This window comes from Paraburkholderia sp. Ac-20340, from assembly GCF_017104965.1.
Taxonomy (GTDB): domain Bacteria; phylum Pseudomonadota; class Gammaproteobacteria; order Burkholderiales; family Burkholderiaceae; genus Paraburkholderia.
The window spans coordinates 493,136-511,298 of the sequence record NZ_JAAGPR010000002.1; the positions used below are offsets into that span (position 1 = coordinate 493,136).

Sequence of the window (18,163 nt, forward strand, 5' to 3'; positions counted from 1 at the left end):
CGGGAGCACACAGCAAACGGGCCCGCCAGAAGGCGAGCCCGTTTGAAGCGATGCTTAGTTGTCCAGCGCGGCCTTGGCCGTCGCCACGACGTTTTCGACCGTGAAGCCGAAGTGCTTGAACAGCACGCCAGCCGGGGCCGATTCGCCGAACGTGTCGATGCTGACCACGCCGCCTTCCAGGCCTACGTACTTGCGCCAGAAGTCGCCTTGCGCAGCTTCGATCGCCACGCGGCGCACGCCCTTGGGCAGCACGCGTTCCTTGTATTCCGCGTCCTGACGGTCGTACACGTTGGTCGACGGCATGGACACCACGCGGGCGCCGATGCCTTCGCGCTGCAGCGCTTCGACGGCCTTCATCGCCAGTTCGACTTCCGAACCCGTGGCGATCAGGATGATCTTGCGGCTCGGGATGTCGTCGTTCCAGTCCTTCAGAACGTAGCCGCCCTTGGCGATGTTGGCGATCTGCGCGTCGGTACGCTCGTTGAACGCGAGGTTCTGACGGCTGAAGATCAGCGACGACGGGCCTTGATGCGCGATCGACTCGGTCCAGGCCACGGCCGTTTCAACCGTGTCGGCCGGACGCCAGAGCGTCATGTTCGGGATCAGGCGCAGGCTCGGCACCTGTTCGATCGACTGGTGGGTCGGACCGTCTTCGCCCAGACCGATCGAGTCGTGCGTGAACACGAAGATTGACGGGCACTTCATCAGCGCGGCCACGCGCAGGGCGTTGCGGCTGTAGTCCGAGAACGTCAGGAAGGTGCCGCCGAAGGCCTTGTAGCCGCCGTGCAGCACGATGCCGTTGAGCGCCGCGCTCATGCCGAATTCGCGCACGCCGTAGTTGATGTGGTTGCCCCACTCGATGCCTGCCTCGCCAGCCTTGGCCGCACGGACGGGCTTAGAAGCCTTCCAGTTGGTCAGGTTCGAGCCGGTCAGGTCGGCCGAGCCGCCCAGCAGTTCCGGCAGCGCTGCCGCCAGACCTTCGATGGCCAGTTGCGATGCCTTGCGGGTCGCGACGGTTTCCTTGCGCGAATCAGCGCCGGCGATGATTTCAGCGGCCTTCTGCGCCCAGTCGGCGGGCAGCTTGCCGGCCATGCGGCGCTCGAACTGCTCGGCTTCGGCCGGGTACTTCGATTTGTAGGCTGCGAACGTTTCGTTCCATTCGCCTTCGAGCTTCGCGCCCGCGGCCTTCGAATCCCAGTCTGCGTAGACTTCCTGCGGCACGACGAACGGCTCCCACTTCCAGCCCGCTGCTTCGCGCCACTTGGCGATTTCTTCCGCGCCCAGCGGCGAGCCGTGGACGTCGTGGCCGCCGGCCTTGGTCGGCGAGCCGTGACCGATCTGCGTCTTGCAGCAGATCAGCGTGGGCTTGTCCGAGGCCTTGGCCTTGGCGATGGCTGCGTCGATAGCGTCGACGTCATGGCCGTTCACGCCCGGGATCACGTTCCAGCCGTAGGCTTCGAAACGCTTCGGGGTGTCGTCGTGGAACCAGTTCACGACGTCGCCGTCGATCGAGATGCCGTTGTCGTCGTACAGCGCGATCAGCTTGTTCAGCTTGAGCGTGCCGGCCAGCGAGCAGGCTTCGTGCGAGATGCCTTCCATCAGGCAGCCGTCGCCGACGAACACGTAGGTGTGGTGATCGACGATCTGTGCGTCGGCCTTGTTGAACTCGGCGGCGAGCAGCGCTTCAGCCAGCGCCATGCCGACCGCGTTCGCCAGACCCTGGCCGAGCGGGCCCGTGGTGGTCTCGACGCCCGGCGTGATGCCGAATTCCGGGTGACCCGGCGTCTTCGAGTGCATCTGGCGGAAGTTCTTCAGCTCGCCGATCGGTAGGTCGTAGCCGGTCAGGTGCAGCAGCGAGTACAGCAGCATCGAGCCGTGGCCGTTCGACAGCACGAAGCGATCGCGGTCGCTCCAGTGCGGGTTCGTCGGGTTATGGCGCAGATGGCGCGCCCACAGCGCAACAGCAATTTCAGCCATGCCCATGGGCATGCCGGGGTGACCGGAATTGGCTTGCTGAACGGCGTCCATGGACAGCGCGCGGATCGCGTTGGCCATCAACGTGGTGGTTGCGGGGGAGGCGGAAGACGAAGTCGTCATGTCGAGTCCGGAGGAACGAGTGCAAAAAGCGGCGTGGGCGGGCGGCATTGATCTGACCAGAAACGCAGATCAAGACGGCGCGCGCACAGCAGCGAACGGTTCCGGAAGCTCGGCAAACACGTGCTCCGGCGCGCGATGCGGCGCCAAGGAAGACGCGAAACGGCCAGAGCAAACGGACAGGGCTGCAAAGGGCGACATTCTAACAGAATGTGCGGCTTTTCCCTGGCTTGGAGGCAGGTCCCGCGCAGGAAAAGGCGCGTGGCGGGCTGCTGACGGGCCGTCGGCGGCGGCGCACGGAAAGCCGTCCGTATAATGCCGCTATTGCCCCGTTTTTCGCGCCGATCTGCCTCCATTTTGCATCAAGGCATGGGAACGCGAACACCATGACGCGGCCGCGCCGGCCGCTCCCGCTCCCTCAACCCATCGAACTACCGTGACCGCCCCGCTTCTCTTTCAGCCTTGCGCCGACGCCCTCTACGGCTTTCCTGGCGCACGCCTGCTGGCCGCTGTCGATTCGGCGTGGCAGCGCATCGAAGTCTGGGACACGCCGCAGCTCGGCTGTCTGTTCACGCTGGACGGCCGCCCGATGACCTCGGCCGGCGACGAATTCGTCTATCACGAGTGCATGACGCATGTGGCCGCGCTGTCGCATCCCGCGCCGCGCGCGGCGCTCGTGCTGGGCGGCGGCGATGGCGGCGCAGCGCGCCAGTTGCTGCGCCATCCCGGCATCGAGCGCATCGTGGTCGCCGAACTGGACCCCGACGTGGTGCGCCTGACCGGCGACTATCTGCCCGAAGTGCGCGGCGGCGCGTTCGACGATCCGCGCGTGGAAGTGGTGATCGGCGATGCCGCGGATTTCGTTGCCCGGGCGGCGCAGGACAACGATGCGCCGCCCTTCGATCTGGTCGTGTTCGATCTCACGCCGCCCGATTCGCCCGCCGCCGGCCTTTACACGCCGCAGTTCTACCGCGCGCTCAAAGACATCATGAGCGAGGACGCGCTGATCTCGCTGCATCTTGGCTCGCCCGAACACCACACGGCGCGCATCGGCACGCTGCTCGACGGCCTGCGCACGACATTTGCGATCGTCCGGCCGATGGCGGCATGGGTGCCGCTTTACGGTTCGCCCTGGCTGATGGCGGTAGCGAGCGACCAGCTCGACCCCGCCGCGCAATCCGAACTCATGTTGACGGTCCGCATGGGCGAGCGCCAGCTGGAGGGTCTGCGCTTTTACGACGCGCGGCTGCATGCGACACTCCTCGCTGCGCCGCGAATGTTCCGCGATAAATTAGGTCAATTCCTACAGCTTTAGGAAGCGCAACATTGCAAAATCGTCGGGTTCGTTACATTTGTTTGCGTACCCGCCGCTTCAGAGCTGGCTAACAGCCATCCTGCCCGTAACCGAATCTGGAGAGCCTGATGACCCCACCCCGCCCCGCAGGCGTGCCGTGGCTGACGCCGTATCTCACGGTGCGCGATGCGCGCGCCGCGATCGCCTTCTTCGAGGCAGCCTTTGGCTTTGCGGTGCGTGATTGCGTGGAGGACGACGGCGCGGTGATGCATGTGGAGATGACCTATCACGATCAGCTGATCGTAATGTTCGCGCCGGAGGGCGCATTCGGTTCGACGGCCCGCACGCCGAAGAGCTCGGACGCGATCGCCCCCCAGTCCTTTTATCTTTACGTCGACAATGTCGACTCGGTATATGCGCGGGCGCTTGACGCCGGCGCAAAATCGTTGAGCGAGCCGCAGGACCAGTTCTGGGGTGACCGTTTCGCTCAGGTCGAAGACCTCGACGGTTACCGCTGGGCGCTTGCTCGCCATCTGTCATGAAGCAATGAGAACCTGTCTTATGCCCCGCTTTTTCGTCGGCAACTCCCTACAGTCCGGCGACGTCATCACCCTCCCCGACGAAGTCTCGCGACACGTTCAGGTGCTGCGCCTGCAGCCCGGCGACACGGTCGTGCTGTTCAACGGCGTGGGCGGTGAATTCAGCGCCGAAATCATTTCGATGGAACGCCGCGATACGCAGGTGCGCGTCGGCCCGTTCCGCGACATCGAAACCGAACCGCCGTACCGTCTCACGCTCGCGCAAGGCATCGCCGGCAGCGACAAGATGGACTGGCTGATCGAAAAGGCTGTCGAGCTTGGCGCGACCAATTTCGTGCCGCTCACCACGTCGCGCAGCGTCGTGCGGCTGTCGGGCGATCGGGCGATCCGTCGCCAGGCGCACTGGCAGCGCATCGTGCAGGCGTCGTGCGAACAGTGCGGACGCAACCGTATGCCCGAAGTCGCGGCTACGCGCGAAATCGGCACCTGGCTGGGCTCGCTGCCCAAGACGCCGGGCGACGGCGAATTGCGCGTGCTGCTCTCGCCGCGCGCGAATGTGTCGTTCGCTACGTTGCCGAACAACCCGCCGCTTGGCGAAATCACCGTGCTGGTCGGCCCGGAAGGCGGTTTTTCGTCGCCGGAAGAAGCGGCCGCGCTCGATCACGGCTTTATCGCCGTGGGTCTCGGGCCGCGCGTGCTGCGTACCGAAACCGCCGGCATCGCCGTGCTCGCGGCGCTGGCCGCGCGCTGGGGCGGCTGGTAAGTCGCTGGTCGGGCTGCTGCGCACACACCGCGCAGCGAGCCTCGCAGGTAAAAATGACAAGGCCCGCCGGTCGTCGCGACCGGCGGGCCTGTGCATTTTTGTCGCACGAATGCGACGCTATACGGATTTTTCCGACCTTTGCCGACTACGGCGCGATTCAGGCGCTTGCCGCAACCGTTCAGGCGAACGAATAAAAGACGCGGAACGGCACCTTGCGCTCGGCCCAGTATTCCGTTGCTTCGCGGAACACGTCGAGCAGCGTCTCGCGGCCATCCTTGTCGAACTTCTGCGCGATCGGCAGACCTTCGAGCACGATCACGAAACCGGGCTGTTCGCCGGCCTTCTGCACGAGATCGGTCAGGCAGTCGTACAAACCGTCGTAGTTCTTGCCGAAATGCTTCGGAAACAGAAATGATGTGGCGATCGTTTCCAGCACTTCCTGCTTGGTCTGCGCATTGGCGCAGAACGCGTAGAGGAAATGCTCCTGCAGACGCTGCGCTTCGTCGGCCAGATCCTGCACGCGGAACGCGCGGATCGACTGGACGATATTCGGCCTGACGGTCGAAAAAAGGCTCATGGCCTCCTCGTTCGATGAATGCGCGTCGTCCCCATGCGCAGCGTCGCGCTGCTGGTCGTCATGCTTCATCTGCATGACGCGCTGGAACAGGTTGCCCTCGCCGGACGCGAACAGATCGCTCGCGACCCGAGGGTCGTGCGCGTAAGTGTTATCGCTCATGCCGCTCTTCCCGGTGTCATTCAACAATTCGCCTGAAACTGGCGTAGTGGTCGTCGGTGTAATAGCAATTGTCGGTACGCCTGAGCGAACCGCCGCAGACAATGCGCCGTGCGCCCCGATTGCGCGCCGCGGGCGTCGGCACCGTGTATTCGTGATAGTAGCCGCGCCGATGTCTGGGCAACTGACGTTCATAGTTGCCGAACACCACGCCATCTTTCTCGAACGGGTAAGGACCGCCCACACTGATCAGGCCCAGCGTATCGACCGCTTCGCGCGGCATTTCCGCCCGGCTCACCGTACCCAGCGATGCGCCGCCGTCGTCCGGCGCCTGCGTGCGCGCCATGGAAAACGGCGAAACCGCTAACGCCGCCGCAAGAATAAAACCCGACGCGACACGCTTCAGGCGTTTCGCCCGATGGCCAAAAAGATTGCTGGAACAAGGACTTGCGCGTCTCGCGCCGCAGGTTGGGTGCCCTGTCTGCGCGGCTGTCTCCCCAGTCGTTTCGTCAGGCAGTCCTATCTGTACCATCTACGGATTCCCGGTTCCCGGATCACGCGTTCGACGACCATGAAAGGTGTAAGGGTATCGCTAATAGCCCCCGGAAGCAATCACGGCCCGGCGGCGGCGCAGTGTGCTTGAGCATGCGCAAGTCGCGATCGGGTAATTTTTACAACCGACGAAAAGCACAAAAGCAGAACAAAAGCAGGAGAGAAGCAGGAGAGAAGCGGGAGAAAACCGGCGGCAGCGCGATGGCCGCCGGTCTGGGTGAAACGAGGTACTTAACGCGTGGCGTTCACATCGGCGACCAGCAGCGCCGTCATGTTGACGATGCGGCGCACCGTTGCCGAAGCGGTCAGCACGTGCACCGGCTTAGCCGCGCCCAGCAGGATCGGCCCGATGGCGATGTTATTGCCCGCCGCCGTCTTCAGCAGGTTGTACGAGATGTTGGCGGCATCGATATTCGGCATCACCAGCAGGTTCGCTTCGCCTTCGAGCGTCGATTCCGGCAGGATTTCGCGGCGCAGATTGGCGTCGAGCGCGACGTCGCCGTGCATTTCGCCGTCCACATGCAGGTCCGGCGCGCGCTCCTGCAGGATCACCAGCAGATCGCGCATCTTCTGCGCCGAAGGCGCGTTGCTCGAACCGAAGTTCGAGTGCGAGCACAGCGCAACCTTCGGCTCGATGCCGAAGCGGCGCACTTCTTCGGCCGCCATGATGGTGATTTCGGCGAGCTGCTCGGGCGTCGGATCGACGTTCACGTGGGTATCGACCACGAAAATCTGGCGATTCGGCAGCACCAGCGCGTTCATCGCGCCGTACACATTGCAGCCTTCCTTCTTGCCGATCACCTGATCGATAAAGTGCAGATGGCGATGCGTCGTGCTGACCGTGCCGCAGATCATGCCGTCAGCGAGGCCCTTTTCCACCAGCATCGCGCCGATCAGCGTGGTGCGGCGGCGCATTTCGAGCTTGGCCATCTGCGGCGTGATGCCCTTGCGCGCCATCAGCTTGGCGTAGGTCTGCCAGAAGTCGCGATAGCGCTCGTCATGGTCGGTGTTGACGACCGAGTAGTCCTGGCCCGCGACCAGACGCAGGCCGTAGCGCGCGATGCGCTGCTCGATCACCGCCGGACGGCCGATAAGAATAGGCTTGGCGAGCTTTTCGTCGACCACGATCTGCACCGCGCGCAGGATGCGCTCTTCTTCGCCCTCCGCGAACACGATGCGCTTCTTCTCCGGCTCCACGGCGCGCGCGAGCTGGAAGATCGGCTTCATGGTGGTGCCGCTGTGGTAGACGAACTGCTGCAGATGCTGCTCGTAGGCGTCCATGTCCTCGATCGGACGGGTCGCGACGCCCGAGTCCATTGCCGCCTTGGCCACTGCCGGCGCGATCTTGACGATCAGGCGCGGGTCGAAGGGCTTCGGAATCAGATACTCGGGCCCGAACTGCAGATCCTGAATGCCGTAGGCCGTGGCCACGACATCGCTTTGCTCCTGGCGCGCCAGTTCCGCAATCGCGTTCACCGCGGCGATTTCCATTTCGCGCGTGATGGTGGTCGCACCCGCGTCGAGCGCGCCGCGGAAGATGAACGGGAAGCACAGAACGTTGTTGACCTGATTCGGATAGTCCGTGCGGCCGGTGGCGAGCACGGCGTCCGGGCGCACTTCCAGCGCGAGTTCCGGCAGGATTTCCGGCGTCGGATTCGCGAGCGCCAGAATCAGCGGCTTCGGCGCCATCACCTTGACCATGTCCTGCTTGAGCACGCCGCCGGCAGAGAGGCCGAGGAAAATATCGGCGCCTTCGATCACTTCGGCGAGCGTGCGCGCCTCGGTTTCGCGGGCGAAACGCTCCTTGTCCGGGTCCATCAGCTCGGTGCGGCCCTTATAGACCACGCCCGCGAGGTCGGTCACGTAGATGTTTTCGAGCGGCAGGCCCAGATCCACCAGCAGATCCAGACAGGCCAGCGCCGCCGCGCCCGCGCCCGATGCGACCAGCTTCACTTCCTTGATGTCCTTGCCGACCACCTTCAAACCGTTGGTGAAGGCCGCGGCCACCACGATGGCCGTACCGTGCTGATCGTCGTGGAAGACCGGAATCTTCATGCGCTTGCGCGCTTCGCGTTCGACGATAAAGCACTCGGGCGCCTTGATGTCTTCCAGATTGATACCGCCGAAGGTGGGTTCGAGCGCGGCGATCACGTCGACCAGCTTGTGCGGGTCCGACTCGTTCAGCTCGATATCGAACACGTCGATGCCGGCGAACTTCTTGAACAGCACCGCCTTGCCTTCCATCACCGGCTTCGAGGCCAGCGGCCCGATATTGCCCAGACCCAGCACGGCCGTGCCGTTCGTCACGACGCCCACCAGGTTGCTACGCGCCGTGAAGCGCGCGGCGTTGAGCGGGTTCTCGACGATGGCCTCGCACGCGAACGCCACGCCCGGCGAGTAGGCCAGCGACAGATCGCGCTGGTTGATCATCTGCTTGGTCGGCGCGATGGCGATCTTCCCGGGCGTCGGGAACTCGTGGTAATCGAGGGCGGCTTCGCGCAGCTTGTTCGTAGCGGAATTCGACATGGGAGGCGGGAGATGGGAGGTGAGTGCGGATTAGAATGACAACTCGAACGCGGACCGAACCGATTGTAGCGCCAATACTCACAGGCATTCCTTTCAGTTCGGGTGCAACAGCCGCGACCGGATTGCGGGGAACACCGCACACGAATTCATCGCCACCGCATTGCCATCGTCACCTTTCGTCATGCTTTCCGAGTTTTCCCTGATCGATCGTTACTTCGCGCAACGCGCGCGCACCAACACGCGGCGCGCGGCGCTCGGCATCGGCGACGACTGCGCGCTGATCGCGCCCGCCGCCGGCGAGATGCTGGCCGTCTCGACCGACATGCTGGTCGAAGGCCGTCACTTTTTCCCCGATGTCGATCCGCACGCGCTGGGTCATAAGACGCTGGCCGTGAACCTGTCGGATCTGGCCGCGATGGGCGCGCGGCCGATTGGCTTCACGCTGGCGTTCGCGCTGCCCAGGCCGCAGGAAGACTGGCTGGCCGCCTTCAGCGCAGGCCTGTTCGAACTGGCCGACCGCTTCGACTGCGAGCTGATCGGCGGCGACACCACGGCCGGGCCGCTCAATCTGTGCGTCACCGTGTTCGGTTCGGTCCGGCAGGACGTCGCGCTTCGGCGCGATACCGCCCAGCCGGGCGACGACATCTGGGTCTCCGGCACGCCCGGCGACGCACGCGCGGGTCTGGGCGTGTTGCGCAACGAATGGCAGGTCAGCGACGCCGATGCCGCCGTGTTCCGCCGCGCGCTCGAATACCCGCAGCCGCGCGTCGAGCTGGGCCTTGCGCTGCGTGGCGTGGCGAGCGCGGCGCTCGACATTTCGGACGGCGTGGCCGGCGATCTGCGCCACATTCTGGAGCGCTCGAAGCTTGCCGCGACCATCGACGTGGACAGCCTGCCGGTCTCGCCCGCGCTCGCGCGTCTGCCGCGCGACACCCAGTTGCAGTGCGCGCTCGCGGGCGGCGACGATTACGAACTCTGTTTCACGGCGGCGCCCGCGCAGCGCGCAGCCGTCGAGGCGGCCGCGCAACAGGCCGGTATTCGTGTCACACGCATCGGTACAATGAGTGCCCCGACTTCGCCTCGCGCCGCACCCACGATCGCCTGGCGCGATGCAGCGGGCACGGCACTCAACCTGACGTTGCAGGGTTTCGACCACTTCCATGCAGACTGACCCCACGCCCTCGCCCGCCAACGAACTCGCGACGACCGGCGCACCGGCCCAGAGCAACGGCCCGCGCCAGGGCGGCCCGCGTCGCGCCGATGCGTCCTTCATGCTTTCGCATCCGTTTCACATCATTTCGCTGGGCTTCGGCGCGGGGCTCTCGCGGCTTGCGCCCGGCACGGCCGGCACGCTGTTCGCGTGGGCCGCGTTCGAAGTGCTCAACCGCTACATCACGGTGACCGACTGGGGTCTGCTGATCATCGTGGGTTTTTTTGCGGGCATCGGCATCACGGGGTTCACGGCGAAGAAGATGGGCGTGAGCGACCCGTCCGCCATCGTCTGGGACGAGATCGTCGCGTTCTGGCTCGTGCTGCTGATGATCACGCCCGTGGGCATCGAAGGCAGATTGTGGGCCTTCATCGTCTTCCGCTTCTTCGACATGGTGAAGCCGCCGCCGATCCGCTACTTCGACCGGCGCTTCAAGAGCGGCCTCGGCATCATGCTCGACGATATGGTCGCCGCTTTCTTTACGCTGCTCGTCATCGCGCTCTGGCGCATGTCGGTTTAACGCCATCTGCGCACTTCACCGCGCTACCCACCGGATTGCCCGCAATGCCTACCGATTCCGTCGTTCATCAACTCGCTATCCGCGTCGGCAACAAGCTGCGCGACGGGCGTCTCATGCTCGCGACCGCCGAATCCTGCACGGGCGGCATGGTCGCCACCGCCGTCACCGATATCTCGGGCAGCAGCGGCTGGTTCGAGCGCGGTTTCGTCACCTATTCGAATCAGGCCAAGACCGAGATGATCGGCGTGCCGGCCGAACTGATCGAGAAACACGGCGCAGTGAGCGAGCCGGTCGCGCGCGCGATGGCCGAAGGCGCGCTGCGCAACAGCCGGGCACAAGTTTCGCTCGCCATCACCGGCATCGCCGGTCCGGGTGGCGGCACGCCGGAAAAACCGGTCGGCATGGTGTCGTTCGGCTGGAGCAACCGGCTGCATACGAGCGTCGAAACGCTGGTCTTCAAGGGCGACCGCGAACAGATCCGCGTGCAGGCTGCCGCGCACGCACTGCGCGGGCTGCTTGCGCTGATCGACGAACAGGAACGTTGAGCGCCCGGCCAGGCCGGGCTCATTGAGGAGACGCGCGCTATGGCCGTGGCACACAACGAGGTCGAAGAACTGATCCGCCGCTTCGGGCTCGAACCGCACCCCGAAGGCGGCTACTACAGCGAAACTTATCGCGCCGACACCTTCGTGCAACGCGAAGGCGCGACGCCCGGCGAAGGCACGCGCGCGGCCTCGACGGCCATCTACTTCCTGCTCGCGCAAGGCGCGTATTCGGCGTGGCACCGCATCCGCTCCGACGAACTCTGGCACTTCTACGCGGGCTCGCCCATCGAGATTCATTCGATCGACGAACGCGGCGTGCTCTCCACGCGCAAGCTCGGCCACGCGCTCGATCATCCGGGGACGGTGTTTCAGGCGGTCGTGCCGGCGGGACACTGGTTCGCGGCGCGCTGCTGCGATCCGTCGACTTACGCGCTGGTGGGCTGCACCGTCGCGCCCGGCTTCGAGTTCAGCGAGTTCGAGATCGCCGACGTGGACGCGCTCATCGAGCAATTTCCGCTGCATCGCGCGCTGATCGAACTGCTCGGCAAACGCGCGACGGTTGCCGCGAAAAAAGACTAAGGCCTGCGCACCCGCCTAGCGCTGCGGCGTGCCTTGCGACGAAACGGCTTGCCAGCCCATCGGGCCGCCACGGACGAATACATCGGTGAAGGTCGAGTGCTGAAGCGGCGCTTTGGGCGAGAGCTGATACTCGCACACGCCATTGACGATCGCCGTATCGCCATAAATGCGGATCGCCATCGACGTGAATCGTTGCTGCATGCTCTGCCCAGGCTTGTGGCCCATGACCACGTCGCTCTTTTCCTGGATGCTGCCCGTGTCCGTCACCAGCAGGAAATCGGGATGCAGGATTGCATCGACTATACGCGGGTCGTTCGACATGCCCGAAGCCAGCCAGGTTTGCTCGATGCGTTCAACCTGAGCCCGATCCGACGCCACATCCGCGTGAGCGGTCGATACCAGCGCCGCGCCGCAGAACAGGCAAGCGGCGATGAGTTTTGAAAACCGGTGTTTCATTTTTCTACCTTAAACATTCAAAGTATCGTTGCGGGCAAACCTGCTGCGGCCCGCACTGCAAGAGTCACGAATCATACTGGCCCACGTATCGCAAATTACATCGGCATCCTGAATTTCGAAGAAGTTCGATCGGCGCTTTCAATGGCTGCCGCTCGCCTCCATGTCCCAGCCGGACTCGCGCAGTTCGCGCATCGCCGCGCGGGCGCGTTCGAGGAAGCGCAGCGACGCATCGCGGGGCGCCGCAATGGCCTCGTCGGTCACCGCCTGCATGCCCATCGATATGCGAAAAAATCGTTCGGCGTGAATCGACCGGTGATAGTGCATGCGCACGCGCTTGCAATCGCTTAGTCGCGGATTGCCAAACAGGCGCAACAGGGCAAGCGCCAGCGCACCGTCCTCGCCGCCGACGCGCCGGAACAGGTCATCGAGCGGAAAGCCGCCGAGCGCCGCGAACACGGCGCGGCGAATCACAAGGCAGCTCGGCACCGTGTTGCTCAGCGCCGCGGCCAGCTCCGGGAATTGCGGATGAGAAACGATCTCGGCGGGAAAACCATCGAAGTCCATGTCGAGCCGGATCGATTTCTGGCGCGGATGCTCGACAAGATAGGCGGCCGCCGCGCCGAGCGCCCCAGGCAGATATTCATCGTCGGCATCGAGGAAAGCCAGCACGGGATGCGCCGCGTGCATGGCACCCCAATTCCGCGCGCGAGCGGCGCCGCCATTCAGCGGCATGGGCAACAGTTCGATCTGCGGGGACTGGTGTGCATAACGGCGCACGAGTTCGGCTGAACCATCGCACGAGCCGTCATCCACCACGATGATCTGCGCGGCCTCGGGCTGCCTGACGCAACTGTCGAGGGCGCGCGCGAGTGTGTGCTCGGCATTGAAACACGGGATGACGACGGACATCGGCAGCACGGCGGCCGATGAAACGGCTGATGTCAGTGAACGCATGGCGGACCCTTCATTGGACGATGACTAGCACCCGGCCAATTATGAGGAGAAGAAACGTCCGCTTCATTCGTCATAGTTCGAATGTGTCGATGAGCGTGACCGCTATCGACGCAAACATCGTTAAAAAAAAAGGCGTGTCCGAAGACACGCCATCAAACGCCCTACTACTTCATGCGATCTCCGTTGGCATTGAACAACGCCAGGAGATCGCATCCGGGCCCGCGCTCCCTACAGGCTGGCCCGTTTTTCTCTACTGCTTCTATGCTTATTTCCCTACTTATTGCGCAGAGATCTTGACGCGCCGGTTAGGCGCGAGACACGCCACCACGGCAGGCGTGGCCTTCGCACCCGGACAGACCTTCACCGCCTCGACCGCACCGCGGCCGTAGGTTTCGAAACGTTCCGGCGCAATGCCCTCTTCCTGGAACGCCTTCTCGACCGCTTGCGCACGTTGCAGCGACAGCTTGCTGTTGTGCGCGACCGAGCCGAAGCGGTCCGTGTAGCCGTCGATGCGCAGCACCTTCAGCTTCACACCGGAATCGCGGATCTGCTGGGCCAGTGCGCCCACCATGCGCTGGCCTTCCGGCTTGAGCACGGCGCTGTCGAAATCAAACAGCGCATCGGCGGATAGCGAAACCGGCTTCGCGAGCGGCGAGACCTTCACCACAGGCGCCGGCACCGGAACGGGCGGCGGCGGCACGCACTGATCGAGCTGCTTGCTGACCGTCTGCGCGAGCTTCTGTGCGCGTTCGATCGACTCCCAGCCGTGCACCCAATGCGTGCCGTGCGTTTCGTCCTGCTCCTTCCAGGCTTCGTCGGTGAGTGCGGACAGACGTCCCGCATCTTCACCACGGCACGGCGACTGCGAAGCGCGCTGGTTGGTGCGCTCGATTTCCTGCAGCGCCTTCACCCACTTGTCACGCGTTTCGGCCGGCGGCCAGTTCTTCTGGCCGTAGATCGGCTGGAAGGGCACGCTACCGTCGATGAAATGACGACCGTTGTTCAGCGCACGTGCCGCCGCGTCGTTGTACACCTTCGACACGAGTACGTGGCTGTCCTGACGATCGGCGATCTCGAGCCAGCCTTCGGCCAGTCCGCGCTGATACGGATTGGCAATTTTTTGTGCGACAGGCATCAGCGCCTGCGCATCGCCGCCCACGCTGGCGAACGCGTGAGCGCTGGCCAGCGCGGCGAACAATGCACCGCATATCAAGGTTTTTTTCATGGGATTCTCCGTGCCCGCCACGGTTTCCCGTGGCGGGCCTGGTTCACGGACGATCAGAAGCCGATCGTCGCGCCAACCGATGCACCGGTACCGGCACCGTTACCCGTTGCGCGGGCAACGTGGGCGTTCAGCAGCACGCGATCGCTCACGTACCAGTTCGCACCCAGCGCCAGGGCGCTTTCGCCACCGTACGTACCCGCCGCGACGGTCATCTGGAAGTTGCCTTCCGCCCGTGCGTTCGGGATCAGCGACGTTGCTGCCATCGCCGCAGCACCCAGCGAGTTCATCTGACGACGAACCACGCTGATCTGCTGGTTGGTGTACGCGTTGGCTTGCTGCACGCCTTGCTGCACCTGGGTCGCAGTGTTGGACTGCTGCATTGCGATCGCGTCGTTCAACTGGTCAAGGTTGACCGCGTCGGTGCCTTGCGTGCCAGCCTTGACGTTGGTGACCTGGCGTTCGTTACCCGCCGAGCCCACCGACACCGTGTTGTCACGATCCGCCACCGAACCTGCGCCCAGCGCAACTGCGCCTTCCGCGGTTGCCGAAGCACCCGAACCGATCGCCGTCGACTTGCTGCCGCTTGCGTTCGAACCCGCGCCAAACGCCGACGAATTGTCGCCGCTTGCCACCGAGTTCGCGCCGCCTGCGGTCGCATGCGTACCCGATGCGTTTGCCGCTTCGGTGCTGCGATCGCCGTTGGCGGTGAACATCGGATCGCTACCGCCGGCGATGTTGGTGATGTTCGCGATTGCCGCGTTCATCTGGCCAACGTTCACCGCATCCGAGTCCGCCGTACCGGCTGCCACGTTGTGGATCGCGACCGCACCGGTCGAACCCGTACCGCCCAGCGTGACCGAATCATGCGCCGACGAGTCATACGTCACCGCGTTGATCTGGCCAGCAACCTGCGTGGCGATATCCTGGCTCAGGTTGTACAGCTGCGAGCCGTTCACTGCGTCGGTGCTCGTGGCCGAGAGTGCACCGTTCGACAGACCCGTCAGAACACGCGTGCCTGCCGTGCCCGTGAAGTCCACCGTTGCACCACCCGTAGCTGCTGCGACCGTCACCGTGCTCGTCGGCGTGGCTTGCTGCACCAGGCCGATCTCACCGTTGTTGATCTGGTTGGTGATGTTGGTGATCGAGCCATCGATGTTCGTGATCGCGCTACCCACGTTGTTGAAGGTCTTGCCACCCACAACATACGTCGGAGCCGAAATCGAACCGTTGCTGTTCACCGTCGATCCACCGCCCAGCGCATCGGCCATCGAGCTTGCCGTGCCGTACAGCTGCGAACCGTTCACCGCGTCGAAGCTCGATGCGTTGACCAGACCGTTTGCCACGTTGTGCAGTGCGACCGGAGCCGTTGCACCCGTGCCACCCAGCGTCACCGAATCATGCGCCGACGTGTCGTACACAACCGAATCCGCGAGCTGACCGGTGATATTGGTGATATCGCCTTGCAGGTTCGTGATGTCGTTCGTGTTCTGCGTCACGCGGCCATCGATGTTGGTGATCGCACCGGCAATGCTGGTGACCGTCGAGCTGCCGCCGTTGATGACGTAGGTCGGGTTCGAGATCGAACCGTCGCCGCTCACCGTCGAGCCGCCGCCGATCACGTTAGCGATCGAGCTTGCCGTGTTGTACAGCTGCGAACCGTTCACCGCGTCGAAGCTCGATGCGTTGACCAGACCGTTTGCCACGTTATGCAGCGCGACCGGAGCCGTTGCACCCTTACCGCCCAGCGTCACCGAATCATGCGCCGACGTGTCATACACCACGGCATCCGCGAGCTGACCGGTGATATTGGTGATATCGCCTTGCAGGTTCGTGATGTCGCTCGTGTTCTGCGTCACACGGCCATCGATGTTGGTGATCGCACCGGCAATGCTGGTGACCGTCGTATTGCCGCCGTTGATGACGTAGGTCGGGTTCGAGATCGAACCGTCGCCATTCACCGTCGAGCCGCCGCCGATCACGTTAGCGATCGAGCTTGCCGTGTTGTACAGCTGCGAACCGTTCACTGCATCCACGCTCGATGCGTTGACCGCACCGTTCGACACACCCGTCAGAACACGCGTGCCTGCCGTGCCCGTGAAGTCCACGATCGTGCCATCCGTGTCCTTCGCGACGGTGATGTTGCGCGTCGTCTGGTCTTGCTGCACCAGGCCGATCTCACCGTTGTTGATCTGGTTGGTGATGTTGGTGATCGAGCCATCGATGTTCGTGATCGCGCTGCCCACGTTGTTGAAGGTCTTGCCACCCACAACATACGTCGGAGCCGAAATCGAACCGTTGCTGTTCACCGTCGAACCGCCGCCCAGCGCATCGGCCATCGAGCCTGCCGTGTTGTACAACTGCGAACCGTTCACCGCGTCGAAGCTCGATGCGTTGACCAGACCGTTTGCCACGTTGTGCAGTGCGACCGGAGCCGTTGCACCCTTACCGCCCAGCGTCACCGAATCATGCGCCGACGTGTCATACGCCACGGCATCGGCCAGTTGGCCATTGATGTTCGTGATGTTGCCAGCGATGTTCGAAACATCACCTGCCAGGGTCGTTACCGAACCTGCGATGTTCGACACGTTCACGTTGGTCGCGTTGAGCTGCGAACCGTTCACTGCATCGAGGCTCGTTGCGCTCAGCACGCCGTTTGCCACGTTATGCAGTGCGACCGGCATCGACGAACCCACACCACCCAGCGTCACCGAGTTGTGTGCCGACGTGTCGTACACAACCGCATCGGCGACCTTGCCGGCGATGTTGGTGATCTGACCGTTGATCGACGTGATGTCGCCAGCGATGTTCGTCACCGTGCCCGAGAGCGTCGAGACGTTCGCATTGGTCGCGTTGAGTTGCGAACCATTCACTGCGTCGAGGCTCGTGGCGCTCAGCACGCCGTTTGCCACGTTATGCAGGGCAACCGGCATCGACGAACCCACACCACCCAGCGTCACCGAGTTATGTGCCGACGTGTCGTACAGAACTGCATCGGCGATCTTGCCGCTGATGTTGGTGATCTGACCGTTGATCGTCGTGATGTTGCCCGCGATGTTCGAAACATCACCTGCCAGGGTCGTTACCGAACCTGCGACGTTCGAGACGTTCACGTTGGTCGCGTTGAGCTGCGAACCGTTCACCGCGTCGAGGCTAGTTGCGCTCAGCGCGCCGTTTGCCACGTTATGCAGTGCGACCGGCATCGACGAACCCACACCACCCAGCGTCACCGAGTTATGTGCCGACGTGTCGTACACAACCGCATCGGCGATCTTGCCGGCGATGTTGGTGATCTGACCGTTGATCGACGTGATGTTGCCAGCGATGTTCGTGACGTCACCTGCCAGGGTCGTTACCGAACCTGCGATGTTCGACACGTTCGTGTTGGTCGCGTTGAGCTGCGAACCGTTCACTGCGTCGAGGCTCGTGGCGCTCAGCACGCCGTTTGCCACGTTATGCAGTGCGACCGGCATCGACGAACCCACACCACCCAGCGTCACCGAGTTATGTGCCGACGTGTCGTACAGAACCGCGTCAACGATCTTGCCGTTGATGTTGGTGATGTTGCCAGCGATGTTCGAAACATCACCTGCCAGGGTCGTTACCGAACCTGCGATGTTCGAGACGTTCACGTTGGTCGCGTTGAGCTGCGAACCGTTCACTGCGTCGAGGCTCGTGGCGCTCAGCACGCCGTTTGCCACGTTATGCAGTGCGACCGGAATCGACGAACCCACACCGCCCAGCGTCACCGAGTTATGCGCCGACGTGTCGTACAGAACTGCATCAGCGATCTTGCCGTTGATGTTGGTGATCTGACCGTTGATCGACGTGATGTTGCCCGCGATGTTCGTCACCGTGCCCGACAGCGTCGAGACGTTCGCGTTGGTCGCGTTCAGCTGCGAACCGTTCACCGCGTCGAGGCTCGTGGCGCTCAGCACGCCATTTGCCACGTTATGCAGCGCAACAGCAACCGAAGCACCCACACCACCCAGCGTCACCGAGTTATGTGCCGACGTGTCGTACAGAACCGCATCGGCGATCTTGCCGCTGATGTTGGTGATCTGACCGTTGATCGACGTGATGTTGCCAGCGATGTTCGTGACGTCACCTGCCAGGGTCGTTACCGAACCTGCGATGTTCGACACGTTCGTGTTGGTCGCGTTGAGCTGCGAACCG

General features: G+C 63.6%; 15 protein-coding genes. 7 read left to right on the top strand and 8 right to left on the bottom strand.

What is annotated here, in order from left to right:
• Positions 1-54 precede the first annotated feature (54 nt).
• Positions 55-2,097: a transketolase gene (gene tkt, locus G3N59_RS05110; RefSeq protein ID WP_205981458.1), complete on the bottom strand. Its 2,043-nt coding sequence runs from the start codon at positions 2,095-2,097 to the stop codon at positions 55-57.
• Positions 2,098-2,530: 433 nt separating this feature from the next.
• Between tkt and speE the strand changes: the two genes are divergently transcribed.
• The 3 genes from speE (at position 2,531) to G3N59_RS05125 (ending at position 4,690) form a co-directional block, all read left to right on the top strand.
• Entirely contained in the window at positions 2,531-3,409 is an 879-nt protein-coding gene (gene speE, locus G3N59_RS05115; protein ID WP_205981459.1) for a polyamine aminopropyltransferase, read from the top strand.
• 107 nt (positions 3,410-3,516) lie between these two features.
• On the top strand, positions 3,517-3,930 hold the full coding sequence (locus tag G3N59_RS05120) for a VOC family protein (protein WP_205981460.1): 414 nt from the start codon (positions 3,517-3,519) through the stop codon (positions 3,928-3,930).
• 19 nt (positions 3,931-3,949) lie between these two features.
• On the top strand, positions 3,950-4,690 hold the full coding sequence (locus G3N59_RS05125) for a 16S rRNA (uracil(1498)-N(3))-methyltransferase (RefSeq protein WP_205981461.1): 741 nt from the start codon (positions 3,950-3,952) through the stop codon (positions 4,688-4,690).
• 178 nt (positions 4,691-4,868) lie between these two features.
• Here the strand turns inward: G3N59_RS05125 and G3N59_RS05130 are convergent, their stop codons facing one another.
• The 3 genes from G3N59_RS05130 to G3N59_RS05140 all read right to left on the bottom strand — a co-directional run bounded on the left by G3N59_RS05130 (position 4,869) and on the right by G3N59_RS05140 (position 8,501).
• The gene (locus G3N59_RS05130; protein WP_205981462.1) at positions 4,869-5,426 is read right to left on the bottom strand and encodes a barstar family protein; all 558 of its coding nucleotides are present in this window, start codon (positions 5,424-5,426) and stop codon (positions 4,869-4,871) included.
• 16 nt (positions 5,427-5,442) lie between these two features.
• Positions 5,443-5,805: a ribonuclease gene (locus G3N59_RS05135; protein WP_346777852.1), complete on the bottom strand. Its 363-nt coding sequence runs from the start codon at positions 5,803-5,805 to the stop codon at positions 5,443-5,445.
• Between the two features lie 401 nt (positions 5,806-6,206).
• Complete coding sequence (locus G3N59_RS05140) at positions 6,207-8,501, bottom strand: NADP-dependent malic enzyme (RefSeq protein ID WP_205981464.1); 2,295 nt, start codon at positions 8,499-8,501, stop codon at positions 6,207-6,209.
• Positions 8,502-8,682: 181 nt separating this feature from the next.
• Between G3N59_RS05140 and thiL the strand changes: the two genes are divergently transcribed.
• Genes thiL through G3N59_RS05160 form a run of 4 tightly spaced genes read left to right on the top strand, consistent with a single transcriptional unit; the run spans position 8,683 to position 11,355 of the window.
• Positions 8,683-9,672 (top strand): thiamine-phosphate kinase, encoded by a 990-nt coding sequence (gene thiL, locus G3N59_RS05145; protein WP_205981465.1) that lies wholly within the window; start codon positions 8,683-8,685, stop codon positions 9,670-9,672.
• Complete coding sequence (locus G3N59_RS05150) at positions 9,662-10,231, top strand: phosphatidylglycerophosphatase A (RefSeq protein ID WP_205981466.1); 570 nt, start codon at positions 9,662-9,664, stop codon at positions 10,229-10,231. Before thiL ends, G3N59_RS05150 begins: the two co-directional genes overlap by 11 nt.
• A gap of 44 nt (positions 10,232-10,275) precedes the next feature.
• Positions 10,276-10,776, top strand: a complete 501-nt coding sequence (locus G3N59_RS05155) for a CinA family protein (protein ID WP_205981467.1) — start codon at positions 10,276-10,278, stop codon at positions 10,774-10,776.
• 39 nt (positions 10,777-10,815) lie between these two features.
• Positions 10,816-11,355, top strand: a complete 540-nt coding sequence (locus G3N59_RS05160; protein ID WP_205981468.1) for a cupin domain-containing protein — start codon at positions 10,816-10,818, stop codon at positions 11,353-11,355.
• Between the two features lie 15 nt (positions 11,356-11,370).
• Here G3N59_RS05160 and G3N59_RS05165 read toward each other — a convergent pair whose 3' ends face one another.
• The 4 genes from G3N59_RS05165 to G3N59_RS05180 form a co-directional block, all read right to left on the bottom strand.
• Entirely contained in the window at positions 11,371-11,811 is a 441-nt protein-coding gene (locus tag G3N59_RS05165) for a nuclear transport factor 2 family protein (protein ID WP_205981469.1), read from the bottom strand.
• A 138-nt stretch (positions 11,812-11,949) separates the two neighbouring features.
• Positions 11,950-12,729, bottom strand: coding sequence for a glycosyltransferase family 2 protein (locus G3N59_RS05170; protein ID WP_205981470.1), 780 nt, complete (start codon positions 12,727-12,729; stop codon positions 11,950-11,952).
• Between the two features lie 313 nt (positions 12,730-13,042).
• Positions 13,043-13,990, bottom strand: a complete 948-nt coding sequence (locus tag G3N59_RS05175) for an OmpA family protein (RefSeq protein WP_241023183.1) — start codon at positions 13,988-13,990, stop codon at positions 13,043-13,045.
• Between the two features lie 53 nt (positions 13,991-14,043).
• A partial coding sequence (locus G3N59_RS05180; RefSeq protein ID WP_205981471.1) for a YadA-like family protein occupies positions 14,044-18,163 on the bottom strand: 4,120 nt, incomplete at its 5' end.